10 protein-coding genes and 1 tRNA gene are annotated in these 21780 nt (G+C 69.0%); 8 read left to right on the forward strand and 3 right to left on the reverse strand.

Annotated elements, in window-relative coordinates; genetic code table 11:
• From ACFWP7_RS30240 to ACFWP7_RS30265, 6 genes are all read left to right on the forward strand, one after another.
• Positions 1-2081, forward strand: a 2081-nt coding sequence (locus tag ACFWP7_RS30240) for a condensation domain-containing protein (RefSeq protein WP_384387655.1), incomplete at its 5' end; no start/stop codon positions are given.
• 1 nt (position 2082) lies between these two features.
• Positions 2083-12279 (forward strand): amino acid adenylation domain-containing protein, encoded by a 10197-nt coding sequence (locus tag ACFWP7_RS30245; RefSeq protein WP_384387658.1) that lies wholly within the window; start codon positions 2083-2085, stop codon positions 12277-12279.
• 211 nt (positions 12280-12490) lie between these two features.
• Positions 12491-13045, forward strand: a complete 555-nt coding sequence (locus ACFWP7_RS30250) for a hypothetical protein (RefSeq protein ID WP_384387661.1) — start codon at positions 12491-12493, stop codon at positions 13043-13045.
• Positions 13042-14199 carry an efflux RND transporter periplasmic adaptor subunit gene (locus ACFWP7_RS30255; protein WP_384387664.1) on the forward strand — a complete coding sequence of 386 codons (1158 nt, stop codon included), beginning with the start codon at positions 13042-13044 and terminating at the stop codon, positions 14197-14199. Before ACFWP7_RS30250 ends, ACFWP7_RS30255 begins: the two co-directional genes overlap by 4 nt.
• A gap of 56 nt (positions 14200-14255) precedes the next feature.
• A complete protein-coding gene (locus ACFWP7_RS30260) occupies positions 14256-14960 on the forward strand; it encodes an ABC transporter ATP-binding protein (protein WP_384387666.1) in 705 nt (234 codons plus the stop codon).
• A complete protein-coding gene (locus ACFWP7_RS30265; RefSeq protein ID WP_384387668.1) occupies positions 14957-16159 on the forward strand; it encodes an ABC transporter permease in 1203 nt (400 codons plus the stop codon). The genes ACFWP7_RS30260 and ACFWP7_RS30265 overlap by 4 nt, the downstream gene beginning before the upstream one ends.
• Before the next feature lie 280 nt (positions 16160-16439).
• On the opposite strand, the gene ACFWP7_RS30270 is transcribed toward ACFWP7_RS30265, so the two are convergent.
• The 3 genes from ACFWP7_RS30270 to ACFWP7_RS30280 all read right to left on the reverse strand — a co-directional run bounded on the left by ACFWP7_RS30270 (position 16440) and on the right by ACFWP7_RS30280 (position 18679).
• Positions 16440-16512 (reverse strand) — tRNA-Glu (locus tag ACFWP7_RS30270).
• An 81-nt stretch (positions 16513-16593) separates the two neighbouring features.
• Positions 16594-18276 carry a metallophosphoesterase gene (locus ACFWP7_RS30275; RefSeq protein WP_384387671.1) on the reverse strand — a complete coding sequence of 561 codons (1683 nt, stop codon included), beginning with the start codon at positions 18274-18276 and terminating at the stop codon, positions 16594-16596.
• A gap of 52 nt (positions 18277-18328) precedes the next feature.
• Positions 18329-18679, reverse strand: coding sequence for a metallopeptidase family protein (locus ACFWP7_RS30280; RefSeq protein ID WP_384387674.1), 351 nt, complete (start codon positions 18677-18679; stop codon positions 18329-18331).
• 253 nt (positions 18680-18932) lie between these two features.
• Between ACFWP7_RS30280 and ACFWP7_RS30285 the strand changes: the two genes are divergently transcribed.
• Positions 18933-19454: a hypothetical protein gene (locus tag ACFWP7_RS30285; RefSeq protein ID WP_384387676.1), complete on the forward strand. Its 522-nt coding sequence runs from the start codon at positions 18933-18935 to the stop codon at positions 19452-19454.
• A 237-nt stretch (positions 19455-19691) separates the two neighbouring features.
• On the forward strand, positions 19692-21780 hold a 2089-nt coding region (locus tag ACFWP7_RS30290; protein ID WP_384387766.1), incomplete at its 3' end, for a DEAD/DEAH box helicase.

Genomic DNA, 21780 nt, shown 5'->3' on the forward strand with positions numbered 1-21780 from the left:
AGATCCGTGGGTTCCGGGTGGAGCCGGGTGAGGTCGAGGCGGTGCTTGCCGCGCACGAGATGGTCGGTCGGGCGGCTGTGGTGGTGCGTGAGGACCGGCCGGGGGACAAGCGGCTGGTCGCTTATGTCGTCCCGGGTGGGGAGGGCTTCGAGCCGGCGGTGCTGCGGGAGTTCGCGGGTGCCCGGTTGCCGGAGTACATGGTCCCTACGGCTTTCGTGGTGCTGGATGCTCTGCCGTTGACGGTGAACGGCAAGCTGGACCGGTCCGCGCTGCCCGCGCCTGAGCTCGCGGTGGGTGTGGGTCGAGGGCCCCAGACGCCCGTCGAGGAACTGCTGTGCGGGTTGTTCGCGGACACGCTCGGCTTGGAGGGGGTGGGGGTCGAGGACTCGTTCTTCGAGCTCGGTGGTGACTCGATCATGTCGATGCTGTTGGTGTCGGGTGCCCGGAAGGCGGGCCTGGTGATCACCGCCCGCCAGGTGTTCGAGCACCAGACTCCTGAGGCGTTGGCAGCTGTCGCTGATCAACTGGCTGACGGCGTCGCGGTCGGCGGAGGCGATTCCGGAGTCGGTGAAGTGCCGTTGACCCCGGTCATGCACGAGCTGATCGAGCGAGCGGGCCTGGACAAGGTGAACCAGTCCAACCAGTCCCAGATGCTGGTGGCTCCGGCGGGCCTGGACTTTGCGGTCCTGACCGATGCGGTGCAGGCACTGGTGGATCACCACGACGCACTGCGGGCACGGTTGGAGGAGGCCGGTGAGGTGTGGCGGCTGGTCGTGCCGGAGACGGTCTCGGTCGAGTCGTGGGTACGCCGGGTCGACGCGATCGGGGTGGAGGGCGACGATGAACGGCGCCGTCTGTTCGGCGAGCACACGGAAGCGGCCATCGGCAGGCTGGATCCGCAGGCCGGTGTGATGCTTCAGGTGGTGTGGTTCGACGCCGGACCGGACACCGCCGGACGCATCATGATGGTCGTCAACCACTTGGTGGTGGACGGTGTCTCCTGGCGGCTCCTGCCCCCGGACCTCGCGGAAGCCTACGTGGCCCTCGCCGTCGGCAGGGAAACGGCTCTGCAGTCGGTTCCGACGTCGTTCCGGCACTGGGCCCGTGAACTGGCCGTACAGGCTGACAGCGAGGAGACACGGGCTGAGCTGCCGCAGTGGACCGAGTTGCTCAAGGGCCCGGACCCGGTGCTCACCTCACGGCCCGTGGACCGCGAGCGGGACACCGAAGCCACGATGAGCTTTCTGTCGGTGAAGGTTCCCGTCGAGATCGCCTCGGCTCTGCTGACCACCGTTCCGACCGCGTTCCACGCCGGGATCGACGACGTACTGCTGACAGGGCTGACCGCGGCGATCGCCGAATGGCGGCGCAAGCAGGGCCAGAATACGGCCGGCGGGTTCCTGGTCGATGTGGAGAGCCACGGCCGTGTCCCGCTGAGCAACAGCGACGATCTGTCCCGCACCGTGGGCTGGTTCACCAGTACATATCCCGTACGGCTCGACCCAGGGACCACCGACTTTGCTGTCCTGAGGGCGGGCGGCCCGGCTGCGGGCGGGGCTGTGAAGCGGGTCAAGGAGCAGTTGCGGGCGGTGCCGGGCGACGGTCTGGGGTACGGCATGCTCCGTTACCTCAACCCTGAGACCGCGCCGGAACTCGCAGTGCTCCCGACGGCCCAGATCGGCTTCAACTACCTGGGACGGGTCCAGGCACCGAAGCGGGCCGACCAGGCGGGCGCGCAGCCCGACCGGTTGCAGGCCTGGCAGCCATCGGGTGAAAGCGCAGGCGGCACTGACACAGAAGTCCCTGCCATGCATGCCCTGGAGGTCATCGCGATCGCCCACGACCAGCTCGATGGCCCTGAGCTCTCGCTGGGCATCGCCTGGCCCGGCGAGCTACTGGAGGAGACGACGATCCAGGCCCTGCTCGACAACTGGGCGGCCATGCTGACCGGCCTGGTCACCCACACCTCTGATTCCGGCAGCGGTGGCTATACCCCCTCGGACTTCCCGTTGGTGGATATCAGTCAGGACGAGCTGGACGAGTTCGAAGCCATGGCACAGCAGATCGATGAGGGGGCATGACATGAACGACTCCGCGCTGGTCGGCGTCTGGCCGCTGTCACCGCTGCAGGAAGGCATGCTCTTCCACGCGGTGTACGACGAGAAGGGCACGGACGTATATGTGGAGCAGATCAGCATAGGCCTGCAGGGCAAGCTCGACACAGTGGTGTTACGGGCGTCCTGGCAGGCCATGCTCGACCGGCACGAGAGCCTGCGGGCCGGCTTCCAGCGGCGCAGCTTGGGAGACCCGGTCCAGCTGGTCAGGCGGAGGGTCACGCTCCCCTGGCGGGAGGTGGATCTGTCCGGTCTGGCCGAGGACGCGGCGTTGGCCGAGGCCGAGCGGGTCGGTGCTGAGGAGCAGGCTCAGGGCTTTGACATGGCGGTGCCGCCGTTGTTGAAGGTGCTGGTGGCCAAGGTGGGCGCGGACCGGTATCGGATGTCGGTGACGCTGCATCACATCCTGCTGGACGGCTGGTCGCTGCCGATCCTGATGCAGGAGCTGTGGACTGCCTACGGGGAGGGTGGCGGCACGAGTGGGCTGCCCGCGGTGACCCCGTACCGGGAGTACCTCTCCTGGCTGGCGCGTCAGGACAAGGAAGCCGCACGGGAGTCGTGGCGGCGGGCCCTGGCGGGAGCGCATGAGCCGACCTTGGTCGCGCCGAACCTGCGCGACGCGACACCCGGACCTTCAAGCACGGTGAACGGCCAGGCGAGCCCGGCACTGGATGAGGCGCTGGCCGAGCTGACCCGTGTGCATGGTCTGACGTTGAACACGGTGGTGCAGGCGGCCTGGGCTTTGCTGGTGGGCAAGCTGACGGGGCGTCGGGATGTGGTCTTCGGTGCGAGCGTGGCCGGGCGTCCGATGGATCTGCCGGGCGCGGACAACATGCTGGGTCTGTTCATCAACACTGTTCCGGTACGTGTGGAGTTCGATCCGGCGCAGACGGTCGCCGGGATGCTGAGGGAGCTGCAGGCGCAGCAGACAGTGCTGATGGACCACCAGTACCTGAGCCTGAGTGACATCCAGCGCCTGGCCGGACCCGGTGCCCGGTTCGACACGCTGATGGCGTTCGAGAACTTCCCCGCAGGCGTGAACGGACAGCAGCCGCCGGACGAAGAGGAGAAACCGACAGGGCCGGGTGGCTTGATACACAGCGATGCCGGCTTCCGGGAAACCACCAACTTCCCGCTGTCGCTGGTCGTGGGCCCGATGGGCGGCCTGAAGTTCCGGCTGAGCCACCGGTTGGACACTTTCGACGACGACAACGCCCGCGCGCTGCTTGATCGGCTTGTTCGGATTTTGGAGCAGATGGCGGCTGATCCGCAGGTGCGGGTGAGTGAGATTGATGTGCTGAATCAGGTCGAGCGGTCGCGTGTGGTGGCTGAGTGGAATGACACGGTTCGGCCGGTGTCGGAGGGTACTTTCCTGGATCTTTTCGGGGCGTGTGTGGTGCGTACTCCGGGTGTGGTGGCGGTGCGGTGTGGTGGTGAGGTGTTGTCGTATGGGGAGTTGGATGGTCGTGCGGATCGGTTGGCGCGGTATCTGACGGGTGTGGGGGTGGGCCGGGAGAGTGTGGTGGGTCTGTGTCTGCCGCGTGGGGTGGACATGGTGGTGGCGTTGTTGGCGGTGTGGAAGGCGGGGGGTGCGTATGTGCCGTTGGATCCGGAGTATCCGGCGGACCGCCTGGGGTTCATGGTCTCGGACAGTGGTGCGGCGGTAGTGCTGGGTACGACGGGCACGCTGGCAGGGGTGCCCCTCGATGGGGTGCGTGTTGTGTTGCTGGATGAGGCGCAGGATGTGATTGCGGCTGGTTCCGGGGTGCCGTTGGAGACGGTGGTGGAGCCTGGGCAGCTTGCGTATGTCATCTATACGTCGGGGTCGACGGGGCGTCCCAAGGGTGTGGCGGTTGCGCATCGGGGTGTGGTGAATCTGGCTGAGGTGATGCGGCCGGTGCTGGGTGTGGGTGTGGGTGTGGTGGCGTTGCAGTTTGCGTCGTTCAGTTTTGATGCGGCGGTGCTGGATGTGGTGGTCACGTTGGCGGCGGGCGGGACGTTGGCGATCGCGTCGGGTGAGGAGCGGACGGATCCTGAGGCGCTGGCGGAGATGATCCGTTCCGCCGGGGTGAGTGTGGCCAGCGTCGTCCCGTCGCTGCTGGCGGTGCTGGATCCGGCGTCTGTTCCCGGTGTGGGCAACTGGATCGTGGGTTCTGAGCGGGTGAACGCGGACTTGGTGAGCCGGTGGACGCCTGGGGCGCGGGTGTGGAATGCCTACGGTCCGACCGAGGTGACGGTGATCACCACGGCCGGTCTCGTCGAGCAGAGCATCAGGGCGGAGGACCAGCCCCCGTCGATCGGCCGCCCGATCGGTAATTCGCGGATCTATCTACTGGACGGCTTCCTGCAGCCGGTTCCGGTGGGTGTGGTGGGTGAGTTGTATGTGGCGGGTCCGGGTCTGGCGCGTGGGTATGTGGGGCGTGCGGATCTGACGGCGGAGCGGTTTGTGCCGTGTCCGTTCGGTGAGGGTGAGCGGATGTATCGCTCGGGTGATCTGGCCGCGTGGACCGCCGACGGCCAGTTGTCGTTTGTGGGGCGTGCGGATGAGCAGGTGAAGATCCGTGGGTTCCGGGTGGAGCCGGGTGAGGTCGAGGCGGTGCTTGCCGCGCACGAGATGGTCGGTCAGGCGGCTGTGGTGGTGCGGGAGGACCGGCCGGGGGACAAGCGGCTGGTCGCGTATGTGGTCGCAAGGGCCGGCGGGGGTCTTGGTTCCCTGCGGGAGTACGTTGCTGAGGCGCTGCCGGAGTACATGGTGCCGGCGGCCTTCGTGGTGCTGGATGCTCTGCCGTTGACGGTGAACGACAAGCTGGACCGGGCCGCGCTGCCGGCACCGGAGGTGTCGGGATTTGCTGGTGGTCGTGGTCCTGCTACTCCGATGGAGGAGGTGTTGTGCGGGCTGTTCGGTGAGGTGCTGGGTGTGGAGTCGGTGGGGGCGGAGGTTTCGTTCTTCGATCTGGGTGGTGATTCGCTGCTGGCGATGCGGTTGATCGCCCGGATCCGTGCGGTGGTGGAGACCGAACTCAGCATCCGGGAGCTGTTCAGCGCACCGACGGTGGCGGGAGTGGCGCGTCTGATCGCCGACGCCGACGGTGAGACTCGTATCGCTTTGGTGCCGCAGCCCCGGCCGGAGGTGCTGCCGTTGTCGTTCGCGCAGCAGCGTATGTGGTTCCTGAACCGGCTGGAGGGGGTCGGTGAGGGCGCGGGCTACAGCATGCCGTTGGCGCTGCGCCTGTCGGGTGAGGTGGATGCGGTGGCGCTGGAGGCCGCGCTGGGTGATCTGGCGGACCGGCACGAGAGCCTGCGGACGATCTTCCCCGACACGGATGGAGTTCCCCGCCAGCAGATACTTGAGGGGGCGGCCGGACGTCCGCCGCTCGTGGTGGTCGAGACCACCGAGGGCCAGCTCGGTGAGGTCGTCGCCGAGCACATGGGCCATGGCTTCGACCTGAGCGTCGATCTGCCCTGGCGCGTGCGGCTCCTGGTGACAGGCCCGTCCGAGTTCGCGCTGCTGATCGTGGTGCATCACATCGCCTCGGACGGCTGGTCGATGGGCGTGATGACGCACGACATCACGACCGCGTACGCGGCGCGGTGTGAGGGCCGGGCGCCAGGTTGGGAACCCTTGCCTGTGCAGTATGCCGACTATGCGCTGTGGCAGCGCGAGGTCCTGGGCGACCTCGACGACCCCGACAGCCTGATCAATCGTCAGATCGACTACTGGCGGCGGACCTTGGCCGGAGCGCCCGAGGAGCTGCTGCTTCCGACCGACCGGCCGCGTCCTGCCGTGTCCTCGTTCGAGGGCCGTGCCGTTCCCGTGTGGGTGGCACCGCGGCTTCACCACCGGCTGGTAGGGGTCGCACAGCGGGGCAAGGCGACCATGTTCATGGTCATGCATGCCGCGGTTGCGGTCCTGCTCTCGCGCATGGGCGCCGGCAACGACATCCCGATCGGAACGGCGACGGCGGGCCGCGGCGACGCGGCACTGGACGAGCTCACCGGATTCTTCGTCAACACCCTGGTGCTGCGTACGGACTTGAGTGAGGATCCGTCGTTCACCGAGCTGCTGGCGCGGGTTCGGGAGACCGACCTGGCCGCCTACGCGCACCAGGATGTGCCGTTCGAGCGCCTGGTCGAAGCGCTCAGTCCGGCCCGGTCGCTGTCCCGCAACCCACTCTTCCAGGTGTCCCTGACACTCCAGGGTGCTCCCCAGGGTGACCAGCGGCTCCCGGACACCGCGGGCCTGCGGGTCCGTCCGCTGCTGCCCGAGTCGGACGCGGCCACGGCTCGCGTCGATCTGTCGGTGGACCTGTCCGAACTCCGCGACGGAGAGGGGAGTCCCGCCGGGATCACCGGCATGCTCGTGCACGCGACCGACCTGTTCGACGAGCAGACGGTCGAAGCGCTGTCCGATCGTCTGGTCCTGGTGCTGGAGCAGATCGCCTCCAACCCCGGGGTCCGGCTCAGCGACATCGACGTGCTGGGCGAAGACGAGCGGGCCCGGGTCGTAGCTGAGTGGAATGCCACCGCTCGTACGGTTCCCTCCGGCACGCTGCCGGAGTTGTTCGAGGCCCAGGTGCGCCGTTCACCGGAGGCCGTCGCCGTGGTGGGGGCGGAGCGGGAGTGGTCGTATGCCGAGTTGGACGCGGCGGCGAACCGGGTTGCGGGTGAGTTGACCGCTCGTGGTGTCGGCCGGGGCGATCTGGTCGGTGTGGCGATGGAGCGGTCGGCGGATCTGGTGGCCGTGCTGCTGGGTGTGGTGAAGGCAGGCGCTGGATTCGTCCCGGTGGACCCGGCGTATCCGGCGGACCGGATCACGTTCATGCTGGAGGACTCGGCTCCGGCCTTGGTGGTGTGCACGTCCGGGACCGAGTCGGTGGTGCCTTCCGGGACAGCTCGGCTGGTTTTCGATGCTCCCGATGTGGTCGCCGCTGTGCGGGCCCGGCCGTCCGAGGCTCTGGTCATGGGCGGCCGGGTGACAGATCCGGCGTATGTGATCTATACGTCGGGGTCGACGGGGCGGCCGAAGGGTGTGGTGGTCACACACCAAGGCATCGGCAACCTCGCGGCCACCCAGATCGACCGGCTCGGCGTGACTCCCGACTCCCGGATCCTGCAGCTGTCGTCGCTGAGTTTCGACGCCGCGGTCTGGGAACTGATCATGGCGCTACTGTCCGGGGCATCGCTGGTGATGGCCGGCGCGGACAGACTGCCGCCGCTGGGATCGCTGGATGAGGTGGCGGGTCAGTTCGGCGTCACTCATCTGACGGTTCCGCCCTCGGTGCTGGCGACGGTGGAGAGTCTGCCCGAGTGCGTGGAAACGCTCGTGGTCGCGGGTGAGGCATGCCCGCCGTCGCTCGTGGAGCGCTGGTCGGACCGTCGGCTCATCAATGCGTACGGTCCGACCGAGGTCACGGTCTGCGCGTCGATGAGTGAGCCGCTGACCCACGTCGGCGACGGGCCGGTGCCGATCGGCCGCCCGATCGACAACACGCGACTCTATGTGCTCGACGAGTATCTGAAGCCGGTTCCGGTCGGCGTGACGGGTGAGCTGTATGTGGCGGGGCCGGGCCTGGCCCGTGGGTACCTCGGGCGGCCCGGGTTGACGGCGGAGCGGTTCGTGGCATCCCCGTATGCCGCTTCGGGTGAGCGGATGTACCGAACCGGTGACCTGGTCCGCTGGACGGAAGAGGGCGAGCTGGTCTTCGCGGGGCGCACGGATGAGCAGGTGAAGATCCGTGGGTTCCGGATCGAGCTGGGCGAGATCGAGACGGTACTCGCCGGGCACGAGAGTGTGGGTCAGGTGGCGGTGGTGGTCCGCGAGGACCGCCCGGGGGACAGGCGTCTGGTGGGCTACGTGGTCCCCCTCGTCGGCCGTGCGGTCGAGGTGACGACGCTGCGGGAGTTCGCCGGAGCACGGCTGCCGGAGTACATGGTGCCGGTGGTGATGGTGCTGGAGTCGCTGCCGGTCACCGTCAACGGCAAGCTCGACCGGGCCGCCCTGCCTTCTCCCGACTTCGCGGGAGTGGCCGACGGCCGTGGGCCCGCGACACCGGTCGAAGCAGAGCTGTGCGCGCTCTTCGCCGATGTGCTCGGTCTGGAATCGGTGGGAGCGGAGTCCTCGTTCTTCGACGTCGGTGGTGACTCGCTGCTGGCGATGCGGCTGATCGCCCGGATCCGGTCCGCCCTGAACGCCGAGGTGGGCATCCGGGAGCTGTTCACCTCGCCGACGGTCGCCGGCCTGGCCCGGCTGATCGACAGCGAGCGTGGTGACGTACAGAGGGCTCTGACGCGGCAGGAGCGGCCCGAGGTGCTGCCGTTGTCGTACGCGCAGCAGCGGATGCGGTTCCTGAACCGGCTGGAGGGAGTCGGTGAGGGCGCGGGTTACAACATGCCGTTGGCGCTGCGGATGTCCGGTGAGCTGGATGTGGCGGCGTTGGAGGCCGCGCTGGGTGATCTGGCGGACCGGCACGAGAGCCTGCGGACGATCTTCCCCGACACCGATGGAGTTCCCCGCCAGCAGATACTTGAGGGGGCGGCCGGACGTCCGCCGCTCGTGGTGGTCGAGACCACCGAGGGCCAGCTCGGTGAGGTCGTCGCCGAACACGCGGGCCGCGGCTTCGACCTGAGCGTCGATCTGCCGTGGCGGGCCTGGCTGTTGGTGACGGGTCCGTCGGAGTACGTGCTGCTGGTCGTGGTGCATCACATCGCCTCGGACGGCTGGTCGATGGGCGTGATCACACACGACATCGAGATGGCCTACGCGGCGCGGTGCGAGGGCCGGGCGCCAGGTTGGGAACCCTTGCCGGTGCAGTACGTCGACTATGCACTGTGGCAGCGCGAGGTCCTCGGCGACCTCGACGACCCCGACAGCCTGATCAGTGAGCAGGTGGGTTACTGGCGCGAGAACCTGGCCGGTGCGCCGCAGGAGCTGGAACTGCCGACGGACCGACCGCGTCCGGCGAGGTCTTCGTTCCGGGGCGACAGTGTTCCACTGCACGTCGATCCGCAGGTTCACGCCCGGCTGGTCGAGGTCGCTCAGCAGGGCAACGCGACCACGTTCATGCTCGTTCACGCCGCGTTGGCGGTGCTGTTCTCGCGCATAGGCGCGGGAAACGACATTCCCATCGGCACCGTGGTCGCCGGCCGCAGTGACGCCGCACTGCACGAGCTGGCCGGGTCATTCGTCAACACCCTGGTGCTGCGAACGGACTTGAGCGAGGATCCGTCGTTCACCGAGCTGCTGGCCCGCGTGCGCGAGACCGACCTGGCCGCCTACACCCATCAGGATGTGCCGTTCGAACGTCTCGTCGACGATCTCAATCCGTTCCGGTCCCTGGGCCGCAACCCGCTGTTCCAGATCTCTCTGGCAGTGCAGAGCGCCGCCGCCTGGGGAGAGGACGGCGGACAGCTCTGGGACCGGCCGGGGCTTCAGGTCAGTCCCCTGCCGGACCCGTCGGATCGGGCGGCCCGGTTCGACCTCCTGGTGACCGTGTTGGAGCACCGCGATGCCGAGGGCCAGCCGTCAGGGATGGGCGGTGACATCCTCTACGCGACGGATCTGTTCGACCAGGACACCGCCCTGGCGCTGGCGGGCCGGCTGGTTCGAATACTGGAGCAGGTCGCGGCAGACCCGACTGCGCGGGTCAGCGGGATCGATGTCCTGGAGGAGGCCGAGCGCTCCCGGGTCGTGGCGGAGTGGAACGACACGGCTCAGCCGGTCCGCCCGGGGACGCTGGTGGATCTCGTCCAGGCCTGGGCGGACGAGACACCGGACGCCCCCGCGGTGCGCAGTGGTTCCGAGGTGCTGTCGTACGCGGAGCTGGACGCGCGCGCGAACCGGCTGGCCCGGTATCTGACGGGCATCGGCGTCGGCCGGGAGACCATGGTCGGTCTGTTCCTGCCCCGGGGAGCCGACATGATCGTGGCCCTGCTGGCGGTGTGGAAGGCGGGCGGCGCGTATCTGCCGCTGGACCCGGAGTACCCCGAGGACCGCCTCGCCTACATGGTGGCCAACAGCCGTGCGGCGGTGGTACTGGGCACTGCCGAAGCGCTGGAGGAAGCGCCGGTCGGTGCGGCTCTTCTCATACCGCTGGATGAGGCCGCGGAGGCGATCGCGGCCGAGTCCCCGGAGCGGCTGAACAGGGTTCTGGAGCCGGGCCGGCTGGCGTATGTGATCTACACGTCGGGGTCCACCGGGCGGCCGAAGGGTGTCGCCGTCACGCACGGAGCGCTGGCCAACTATGTCTCGGCGGTGCGGGAACGGCTCGGGTTCGGCTCCTCGGGTGGCCGGTATGCGGTGTTGCAGGCGCAGGCCACGGATCTGGGGAACACGATGGTGTTCGCGAGTCTGGCCTCGGGTGGTGAGCTGCATGTACTGGCGGAGGAGGCGGTCACTGATCCGGTGGCGGTGTCCCGGTACCTGGCCGAGCATCGGATCGACCATCTGAAGGCGGTGCCCTCGCACGTGGCGGCGCTGGGTGCGAGTGCGGTGGTGCCGGCGAAGTCGCTGGTGCTGGGCGGTGAGGCGGCCTCGCCCGAGTTGGTGGGGCAGTTGCTGGCATCGGCCGGCGCGGGCGACGTGTTCAACCACTACGGTCCGACCGAGGCGACGATCGGGGTCGCGACGACTCGTCTGACACAGGAGATGGCGGCGTCGGGGGTCGTGCCGGTGGGAAGGCCGCTGGCCAACACCCGCCTGTATGTGCTGGACGACGCGCTGCAGCCGGTCGCCCCGGGCATGCTGGGTGAACTGTATGTCGCGGGTGCGCAGTTGGCGCGCGGCTATGTGGGCCGTTCAGGTCTGACGGCGGAGCGGTTCGTGGCCTGTCCGTACGGCGGTTCCGGTGCCCGGATGTACCGCACGGGGGACCGGGCGCGCTGGACGTCCGACGGGCAGGTGCTGTTCGCGGGTCGTGCGGACGAGCAGGTGAAGATCCGCGGCTTCCGGGTCGAGCCCGGCGAGATCGCGGCCGCGATCGCCGCTCACGAGAGCATCGGGCAGGCCGCGGTGGTCGTCAGGGAGGACCGGCCGGGCGACAAGCGGCTGATCGCCTATGTCGTTCCCGGCGTCGAGGGCGCGGATGGGGTGGACACGCAGGCACTGCGCGACTTTGTCGGTGACCGTCTGCCGGAGCACATGGTCCCGGCCGCGGTGATGGTGCTGGACGCGCTGCCGCTCACCGAGAACGGCAAGCTCGACCGGGCCGCGCTGCCCGCCCCCGACTTCGAGGGAGCGGCCAGGGGCCGCGGTCCTCAGACGCCGGTGGAGGAAGTGCTGTGCGCGCTGTTCGCCGAGGTGCTCGGTCTGGAATCGGTGAGCGCCGACACGTCGTTCTTCGACCGAGGGGGTGACTCCCTGCTGGCGATGCAGCTGATCGCCCGGATCCGGGCGGTGCTGGAGGCCGAGGTGACCATCCGCTCGCTCTTCACCGCACAGACCGTCGAGGAGCTCGCCCGATTGCTGGGCAGCGGCACCGGCGCCGACGACCTCGGTCTCGTACTGCCGCTGCGGGCCGATGGCGACAAGCCTCCGCTGTTCTGCATCCATCCGAGCACCGGACTGAGCTGGTGCTACAGGGAACTCCTCGGGCAACTTCCGTCGGACCGCCCTGTCTACGGAATCCAGGCACGCGGGTACGGCGTCGATGAGCCGCTCCCGGAGACGCTGGAGGACATGGCCGCGGACTACGCGGATCAGATCCGGGCCGTCCAGGCCACCGGCCCGTACCACCTGCTGGGCTGGTCGTTCGGCGGAACCGTCGCGCACGCCGTGGCGACCCACCTCCAGGACCAGGGCGAGGAGGTGGCCCTGCTGGTCAGTCTCGACGGTTTCCCGTTCCAGGCGCACAAGCCGAGCCCCGGGCCCGGGCAGGACCCGACGACGAAGGTCCGGCTGCTCTCGGAGATCCGTAAGGTCAACTCGAACAACATCCGGCTCCTGGAGAGCTTCACACCGCGGCTCTTCCGAGGCGATCTGCTGCTCTTCGTCGCGGCGCAGGGGCGCCCGGACTTCGTGCCGGCGGCCGACGCTCCGGACACCTGGACGCCCTACGTGGACGGGAGCATCGAGAGCACGCTGATCAATTCCGATCACGACAGCATGCTGCAGGGGCAACCCCTCCTGGAGATCGGACGCCAGGTTTCCGCGAAGCTGCAGGAGCGATAGAGAGCCACTGCCACTGCCACTGCCACCGTCACCGTCACCGCCAGCCCCTCATCCGTCCCGTCCTGCCGGACCCCCGTCCGCAGGGCGGGACTCTCTTCTTCAACCGGGCGCACTGACGCCTCCGCGGAGTGAAACTCCCGCGAAACCGCCGCCCCCATAGAAAGGACACATGCCGGAAGCGAGGCCATTAATGGAAAGCCAGGGGAGCCCCATGACAGTCACCGTCAGCCATGAGACAGATCGGAACACGGCCCGGAAGAGGCGGCTGCGCCGAACCGGCAGCATGGCCGTCCTGCTGACGGCCGTCGCGCTTGCCGCCGGCGCCTGCGGCGGCGAGGAAAAGGACGCGAAGGCGAGCGCGACGTCCTCGCAGAGCAGCGAGACATCGCAGATGCTCGCCTATGCCGAGTGCATGCGCACCAACGGAGTGGCGGACTTCCCGGACCCGCAGGCCGGGGGAGGTCTCACCCTGCCCGAGGGAATCGACCCGAAGTCCGACTCGTTCAAGAAGGCGGACGACAAGTGCAAGACCTACGCCCCGAATCGGGGCGGGAGCGGGGACGGGGACAACGCGCCGACCCAGGAGCAACTCGACTACGCCAAGTGCATGCGTGAGAACGGCGTGCCGAAGTTCCCGGACCCGCAGTCCAACCAGGGCCTGTTGGAGCAGGGGTCCGGTATCGACGTCGAGTCGTCCGAGTACAAGAAGGCGAGCGAGGCCTGCCAGCAGTACCTCCCGGGTGACCTGCAGGGTGGGCCGCAGTGACCGCGACACAGATCCCGACCGAAGGCACCCAGGCCGAGCCGTCCGAAGCGCCGCAGCGGCGTCCCCGGCCCCGACGCCGCGGACGGTTGGCGGCAGCCGTCGTGGCCCTGGTCGCGGTAGGCGGCGCGGGGGTCGCCATCACCGACCCGATGAACAAGTGGACGGACAACGAGGCGTCGGCGACCACAGCCACGGACTCCTCGACCTCTCTGGCGAAGGTGACTCAGGGAACCCTGTCCTCGCGGACCCAGGAGGACGGGACGCTGGGTTACGCCGGTTCGTACGACGTGATCAACAACGTCGATGGCACGGCCACGAAGCTGCCGGCCGTGGGACAGACGGTCAGTCAGGGCGAGGCGCTCTACTGGGTGGACGGAAAGCCGGTGATCCTTCTCAAGGGCGCCGCTACGCCCGCCTACCGGGAGCTGAGTCGCGGGATGGAGGGCGCTGACGTCCGGCAGCTGAACGCCGCGCTCGTCGAGCTCGGATACGCCACCAAGGACCAGATCGACCCCGACTCGGACTACTTCAGCCGGCAGACCCGCTGGGCCCTCATGGAGCTGCAGGACGACGTGGGCCTTGAGGAGACCGGGAAACTGTCGCTCGGACAGGCGGTGTTCATGCCGCAGGACGAGGTCAGGGTCACCAAGGTCGAAGCGCTGCGCGGCGGCAAGGCGGCGCCCGGCAGTTCGGTCCTGCAGGTCTCCTCGACCAAGCGGCAGGTCACCGTCGAGCTGAGTGCGAGCCAGCAGTCCGACGTGGCAGTCGGCGACAAGGTGAGCATCACGCTGCCCAACGGCAAGATCACCGAGGGTGTGGTGTCGTCGGTCGGCAAGGTGGCGACGGAGGCGGACGGCAAGACCACCATCGACGTGCGGATCAAGCCGTCGGACCCGAAGGCGACCGGTCAGCTCGACCAGGCACCCGTGCAGGTGTCGATAGTGAGCGAGACGGTGAAGGACGTGCTGTCCGTACCGGTGGAAGCGCTGCTGGCGCGGGCCGGCGGAGGGTATGAGGTCGAAGTTGTCAGCGCGGACGGCACGCATCGTCTGATCCAGGTGAAGACGGGGCTGTTCGACGACGCGGCGGGCACCGTCGAGGTCACCGGTGCCGGTCTGCAGGCCGGCCAGAACGTCGTGGTGCCGGGCACATGACAGAGGTGAGGGAGGAGACAAGGGAAGCCGCCGACAGGCGCCTCGCCGAGCCGGTGATGGAGCTGGAAGAGGTGAGCAAGATATACCCGGGGGTGTCTCCGGTGGTGGCGCTGGACAAGGCCAGCTTCACCATCCGGCGGGGCGAACTGGTCGCGATCGTGGGCCCGTCGGGCTCGGGCAAGTCGACGCTGTTGCAGGTGATGGGCAGCCTTGACCGACCCACTTCGGGGAAGGTCAAGATCGTCGGCGATGACGTCGCCAAGATGTCGGACCGGGCACTGGCAGGGCTGCGGGCCACCCGGATCGGATTCATCTTCCAGCAGTTCTTTCTCGCTCAACACGCCACGGCTCTGCAGAACGTCGCGGACGGGATGCTGTATTCGGGCGTCAGGCACGCCGAGCGGATGGAGGCCGCGGCCACGGCGCTGGCGCGGGTGGGGCTCGGTCATCGGATCGACCATCGCCCGGCACAGCTGTCCGGAGGTGAACGGCAGCGGGTCGCGATCGCCCGAGCGCTGGTCGGCAACCCTGCGATCGTGCTGGCCGACGAGCCCACCGGCAACCTCGACAGCGTCAACGGCGCCGCGATTTTCAAGCTGCTCAAGGAGCTCAATGCCGAGGGCGCCACCCTCGTCGTGATTACGCACGACCGTGATCTCGCCGCACAACTGCCGCGCCGGATCGAAGTCCTCGACGGCCGGATCGTCGCCGATGTCAGCTCGGCGGACGAACCTCTGTCCACCGAAAGGCAGTTGCCATGACCATCACGGCTCCTTCTCCCGGCGGGCTGCATGTGTCCGACCTGGCCAGGACGGCCAGTGTCGGGCTGCGTACCAGGCGGATGCGGGCCGCGCTGTCGGCGCTGGGTATCGCCATCGGCGTGGCGGCCATGGTGGCGGTGCTCGGGCTGTCCGCCTCGTCCCAGGCCGGCCTGCTGGCCAAGCTCGACGAGCTGGGCACCAACCTGCTGAAGGTCACTCCGGGGCAGACCCTCGGGGGAGACAACGCCAAGCTTCCCCTCATCGCTCCGGCGATGATCGGCCGGAACAGCCAGGTCGAAACGGTGGAGACTACCGGTGCCACCGAGGCCAAGGCGTACCGCAATCCGTACATCCCGGAGGCCAACACCAACGGTCTCAGCGTCAGTGCGACGAGCCTCGACCTTCCCGCCGCGGTACGGACGTCCGTCGCCCAGGGCAGGTACCTCAACGCAGCCACCGCCGAACAGCCCGTCGTGGTGCTCGGTTCGGCCGCCGCCACTCGTCTCGGTATCGCCCAGATCCACCAGGGAACGCGGATCTGGGTCGGCGGGCAGTGGTTCTCCGTGGTGGGGATCCTTGAGCCTGCCTCCCTGACCCCCGAGGTCGACTCCTCGGTGCTGGTCGGCTACGAGGCCGCGCAGAAGTACCTGGACTTCGACGGCTACCCGACCACCATCTATGTGCGGGCCCAGAACGACCATGTCACCGACGTCCAGAAGGTGCTTGCCGGAACGGCCAACCCGGCCAACGCCAATGAGGTCAGCGTCACCCAGCCGTCGGCCGCTCTTGAGGCCCGAGCGGCGACCCAGTCCGCGTTCAACGGCCTCTTCCTCGGCCTCGGGGCGGTGGCCCTGCTCGTCGGCGGCATCGGAGTCGCCAACACCATGGTCATCTCCGTACTTGAGCGCCGCTCCGAGATCGGTCTCCGGCGCGCACTCGGCGCCACCAAGGGGAATATCCGCCTTCAGTTCCTGGCCGAGGCGATCATGCTCGCCGCACTGGGCGGCGTGGTCGGCGTGGCCCTGGGCCTCACGGCCACCACCGTCTTCGCCACCATCAAGGGCTGGGACACCATCGTTCCGCCGCTCGCCTGGGGAGGCGGACTCGGCGCGGCCATCGTGATCGGTGCGATCGCCGGCCTGCTCCCGGCCCTCCGGGCGGCTCGCATGCAGCCCACCGAAGCCCTGCGGATCGCCTAGACCGCGGAGCTCACACCGTCCAGGAAGCCGATGCCCGGCATGCGCGAAGAAGGATCACCGCGTGTCGGGCATCGGCACGCGCCCGCACCGCTGAGACCGCCAGGGTGCTCAGCGCTCGCAGAGAATCAAAGCGTGGGTTCTGGGACTTGACGTTCCAGGTCACCACGCACGAAAAGGCGGCCATCCCGCTACTGCGGGATGGCCGCCGATCGCATAAAAAGCGACAGAGGGGTGCGGAACAGGATGAACGTACATCACAACCCGACAACCACCTGTGAAGTGCCCCCAACGGGATTCGAACCCGTGCTACCGCCTTGAAAGGGCGGCGTCCTAGGCCGCTAGACGATGAGGGCTATCGGCCCGCCTGGGCGCTTTGCAGCGCGTCGGGGACGTCCGAAGCATATGGGATGGCGGGAGGTATCGCCAAAACGGTTTCAGGGGGTGCCCCCGGAGGGGGCGGGGGCCGAGCCGCCGCCGGACGGAGTCGGGGTCGGGCCCTCCTCGGACGGTGTGGGGGACAGGGGCGCGGCGCCAGGCTTGTTCTCCTCGGGGAGGTGGCGGCTGACCTCCGCCGTCGTCAGGCCCAGCCCGCCGAGCTTGATCTCGTCCCAGGCCTGGAGCCGACGGGTGTCCCGGTCGAGGTAGAGGACGGAGGCCTCGATGGGGTCGGGGTATTTGCCCTCCAGGGCGCGCAGACCGCTGCCGCCCGTCGACCCCTCGATGCGCAGCCGCGTTCCGCCCTTCATGACCTCCATCTCCTGGTGGTGCAGATGCCCCGCCAGGACCAGTGGCACCTCGCCGTCCGTCCGGCGGGCGGCGTCCGGCTCGTGGGCGATGGCGATGTCGACGGGCGTGCCCGCCACCCGCTGGTCGCGCAGCACCGACGCCAGCTGTTCGCCCGCCAGTCGCTGAGCCTGGGCGCCCCCTGGATCGACCGCCCGGTCAGGGGTGAACGACGGGTCGCCGATGCCCGCGAAACGCAGGCCCGCGACCGTGACCGCCCGGCCCTTGTCCAGGACGCGCACGTTCTTGATCTTTTCGAGGTAGTGCTGGGTGATGAGGGAGTCGTGGTTGCCCCGGACCCAGACGTACGGCGCCCCCAGGTCCGCGATCGGGTCCAGGAAGCCGTTCTCGGCCGCCGTACCGTGATCCATCGTGTCGCCGGAGTCGACGATCACATTGATGTCGTACTGCTCCACGAGCGACGCGATGATCTTCCAGCTCGCCGGGTTGAGGTGGATGTCGGAGACGTGCAGGACCCGGATGGTGGTCGGGTCCGGTTCGTAGCCGGGGAGCGTGGAGGTGGCGTCGTACAGCTTCGTCACGTTCGTCACCAGGCGCGCCAACTCCTTCTGGTAGACGTCGAATTCGCTGACGATGCTGCGGGCGTTGCCGACGAGGGAGGGTGCGGAGGAGAGCAGCCCGGAGTACTTCGGCTCCAGGACCGAGTGGGGGTTCCAGGTGGCGAAGGCCGTCCCTCCACAGGCGGCGAGGAGGGTGAGAGCCAGGCCGCCCGCCGCGAGGGCGCGGCGGGGCCGGCGGTAGACCGCGAGGCCGAGCGCCGTGGCCCCGGACACGACGGCCACGCAGGACCGTACGGCCAGATCGAGCGTGCCGTGCTCCACATCCCGCGCGACCTCGTCCTGGAGCCCGGAGATCCGCTCCGGATGATCGACCAGCGCCTGCGAGCGCACCGGGTCGAGCCGGTCCACGTCCACGTCGAGGCGCAGCGGGGCCTCGTGGCTGCGCAGCTCCAGGGCGCCCAGCGGGGCGATGTTGATCTTCGTGCCGCCGTCGAGGGAGGGCCGCAGCGTCATGGTGGTGTCCATGGGGCCGACCGGCACGCGCACGTTCCCCACGATCAGCAGCCCCAGCCAGGCGCCGAACAGGACGACGGTCATGAGCCCCAGGACCCGGGCGTACGGGTGGGGCTGGTGGACGAGTTCGGACGCCGGGTGGGGGCGGCGGACGCGGTAGCGGCGGGTGAGGGCGAGGACGCGGGGTGCCGTCCGCGGGCGGCGGACGCGGTTCGTTCGGGTCCCTCGGTTCGTTCGGGTCCTTCGTGGCTTTCGTATGCGGTGCAGGGCGGTGGTCACGGCAGCGAGGACGCGGGCCATTGGTCGCGTATGCCCAAGTGCGGGGGTGGGTATGCGGGGGTGGGCCGCGGGCTCAGCCCCAGCCCAGTTCGTGAAGCCGCTCGTCGTCGATGCCGAAATGGTGGGCGATCTCGTGGATCACGGTCACGGCGACCTCGTGGACGACCTCGTCCGGGGTCTGGCACATCCGCAGGGTGGGGCCCATGTAGATCGAGATGCGGTCGGGGAGTACGCCCGCGTACCACTCGCCCCGGTCCGTGAGCGGGGTGCCCTCGTAGAGACCCAGCAGCTCGGGATCGTCGGCCGCGGGCTCGTCCTCGACGAACACGGCGACGTTGTCCATCACCCGGGTCAGTTCGGGCGGGATCCGGTCGAGGGCCTGGCTCACGAGCTCTTCGAAGGTTTCGCGCGTCATCTCCAGCACAAGGCCATTGTCAGGGACAGCGTGCCGGTGGCGGATACATGCGGAGCCATAGGTGGACGCGCGGTGGACGCATGTGGCAGGGACATGCAGAGCCACGCGTAGATATGTGGCGGCGACACGTAACGGCAGGTCGTTCGAAGACCGCGCGTGTCCTCTTGCGGGCGGCGGGAGTTGGGCAGGGGGACTCCCCGAACCATTCCCGAGTTCTCGGCTTCGTTCGAAGAGGGGGGACCCCAATCGGAGGTGGCTGCCCGTGCGCGCCTTGTACGTACCCGTCCGTCTGGCCGCCACGGTCATGGCCGTCGCCGCGGCAGCCGGCTGTATGAGCGTGGGTGACGACGCGGACCGGCCCGCGCCCTCGCATTCGGCGGGGGAGCAGGGTGGGGAGGCGCCCGACGGGGGCACGGCGGTGAGCGGGGGCGGCACCGGGTTCCACGGGGCGAAAGGGGCCAAGGAGGACGGTGGTTCGCCGAAACCCGGCGAGTCCGCGTCCGGGTCGGCGTCTCCGTCCGCGTCGCCGTCCGCGGGCGCGAAGCCGTCCGCCAAGGCCACGGCGAAGGACGGGCCCGGCAGGCCGGTGGAGCCCGCGCCGACCAAGGGGGAGCCGAGCCCCACGCGTACCACGGCGGAGCCGACGCCCGAGCCGCCCCCGCCCCCGGTTTCGACGCCGCCGGTGGTCGAGCCGAGCACGGCTGAGCCGTCGTCGTCGGCGCACGAGCAGGTCACACAGCTGAGGGAACGGGAGCCGGCGCCTCGGGCCGGGGAGCCGGTGTAGACGGCGTGGACGGGACTGCGGGACCCCCCTGACCTGCGCTTATGTGCCTGGTTTGCCTTCAGGGGGCAGTGATGCGTATGGTAGTAGATCGTTTGATACCAATGCCTGGCGCCGATGAAGAGAGCGCCGCGTGGCGCGTACTCTCCCTTGCCGTGGCCGGACCGCATAGAGGCGGTCGATTGCGACTTCACGGAGTTTGGGCGCGTGCCGTAGAACTCCGGAAGGTTCGCATTTCGCATGTCTGTTTCCAGTACTGATCACGTCGTCGTGCCCGAGAACAACGAGAACCCCGTGGCCGACACCGAGGGCGCCCGGATCGTCGAGGCGGCCGAGTCCGTCACGGCCACGGTCGTGTCCGCTCCCGAGTCCGTCACGGCCACCGTCGTGTCCGCTCCCGAGATCGTCACGGCCACCGCCGTGTCCGCTCCCGAGACCGCCGAGAAGATCGCGCGGACCGAGGCGCCCGAGGCGTCCGACACCTCCGAGACCGAGGCCGAGAACGCGACCGAGACCGCGGCCGAGACCGAGACCGGGGCGACCGAGAACGGGACCCCCGCGATCACCTTCGGCTCCCTCGGTCTCCCCGACGGAATCGTCCGCAAGCTCGCGCAGAACGGCGTGACCGCCCCCTTCCCGATCCAGGCCGCGACCATCCCGGACGCCCTGGCCGGCAAGGACATCCTCGGCCGCGGCCGCACCGGCTCCGGCAAGACCCTCTCGTTCGGTCTGCCGCTGCTGGCGTCGCTGTCCGGCGGCCACACCGACAAGAAGAAGCCCCGCGGCATCATCCTCACGCCGACGCGTGAGCTCGCGATGCAGGTCGCGGACGCGCTTCAGCCGTACGGCGACGTACTCGGCCTGAAGATGAAGGTCGTCTGCGGCGGTACGTCCATGAGCAACCAGATGTACGCCCTGGAGCGCGGCGTCGACGTCCTCGTCGCCACCCCGGGCCGGCTGCGCGACCTCATCAACCGCGGCGCCTGCTCGCTGGAGAACGTCCAGGTCGCCGTACTCGACGAGGCCGACCAGATGTCCGACCTGGGCTTCCTGCCCGAGGTCACCGAGCTGCTCGACCAGATCCCGGGCGGCGGCCAGCGCATGCTGTTCTCGGCCACCATGGAGAACGAGATCTCCACGCTGGTCAAGCGCTACCTGAGCAACCCCGTCACGCACGAGGTCGACAGCGCCCAGGGCAACGTCACGACGATGTCGCACCACATCCTCATCGTGAAGCCCAAGGACAAGGCGCCGGTCACCTCCGCGATCGCCTCCCGCAAGGGCCGCACGATCATCTTCGTCCGCACCCAGCTGGGCGCCGACCGCATCGCCGAGCAGCTCTGCGAGTCCGGCGTGAAGGCGGACGCACTGCACGGCGGCATGACGCAGGGCGCGCGTACCCGCGTCCTCGAGGACTTCAAGAAGGGCCACGTCAACGCGCTCGTCGCGACCGACGTCGCCGCCCGCGGCATCCACGTCGACGGCATCGACCTGGTCCTGAACGTGGACCCGGCCGGTGACCACAAGGACTACCTGCACCGCTCCGGCCGTACCGCCCGCGCGGGCCGCAGCGGCACCGTCGTATCCCTTTCGCTGCCGCACCAGCGCCGCCAGATCTTCCGGCTGATGGAGGACGCGGGCGTCGACGCCGCGCGTCACATCATCAACTCCGGTACGGCCTTCGAGCCCGAGGTCGCCGAGATCACCGGCGCCCGCTCGATGACCGAGGTCCAGGCCGAGTCCGCGGGCAACGCGGCGCAGCAGGCCGAGCGTGAGGTCTTGAGCCTCACGAAGGAGCTGGAGCGCGCGCAGCGTCGTGCCGCCGAGCTGCGTGGCGAGGCCGACCGCCTGGTCGTCCGTGCCGCGCGTGAGCGGGGCGAGGACCCGGAGGTCGCGCTGGCCGAGGCCGCCCTCGTCGTGGAGGCAGCCGCTGCCGAGGCCGCCGTGGTGGAGCAGGCGGTTGTCGCCGCGGCACCGGTGCGCGAGGAGCGTCCGCGCCGTGACGACCGTGGCAGCTACGAGCGCCGCGAGCGTCCTTCGGGCAACTCGGGTGGCTTCAACCGCGACCGTGGCGGTGACCGTGGCGGCTTCCGCCGTGACGACCGTCCCTCGGGCAACTCGGGTGGCTTCCGTCGCGACGACCGTCGTGACGACCGTCCCTCCGGCGGCTTCCGTCGCGACGACCGTCCGTCCGGTGGCTCGGGCAGCTCGGGCGGCTTCAACCGTGACCGTCGTGACGACCGTGGTGGCCGTTCCTTCGAGCGTCGTGACGAGCGTCCCTCGGGCAACTCGGGTGGCTTCCGTCGCGACGACCGTCGTGACGACCGTC

Origin of the sequence: Streptomyces sp. NPDC058470 (genome assembly GCF_042721055.1) — a bacterium.
In the GTDB taxonomy this organism is placed as follows: Bacteria; Actinomycetota; Actinomycetes; order Streptomycetales; family Streptomycetaceae; genus Streptomyces.

Coding starts and splice junctions, on each gene's coding strand:
- ACFWP7_RS30260 (WP_384387666.1), top strand. CDS start 14,256: ATGGAGCTGGAAGAGGTGAGCAAGATATACCCGGGGGTGTCTCCGGTG.
- ACFWP7_RS30245 (WP_384387658.1), top strand. CDS start 2,083: ATGAACGACTCCGCGCTGGTCGGCGTCTGGCCGCTGTCACCGCTGCAG.
- ACFWP7_RS30265 (WP_384387668.1), top strand. CDS start 14,957: ATGACCATCACGGCTCCTTCTCCCGGCGGGCTGCATGTGTCCGACCTG.
- ACFWP7_RS30275 (WP_384387671.1), bottom strand. CDS start 18,276: ATGGCCCGCGTCCTCGCTGCCGTGACCACCGCCCTGCACCGCATACGA.
- ACFWP7_RS30250 (WP_384387661.1), top strand. CDS start 12,491: ATGACAGTCACCGTCAGCCATGAGACAGATCGGAACACGGCCCGGAAG.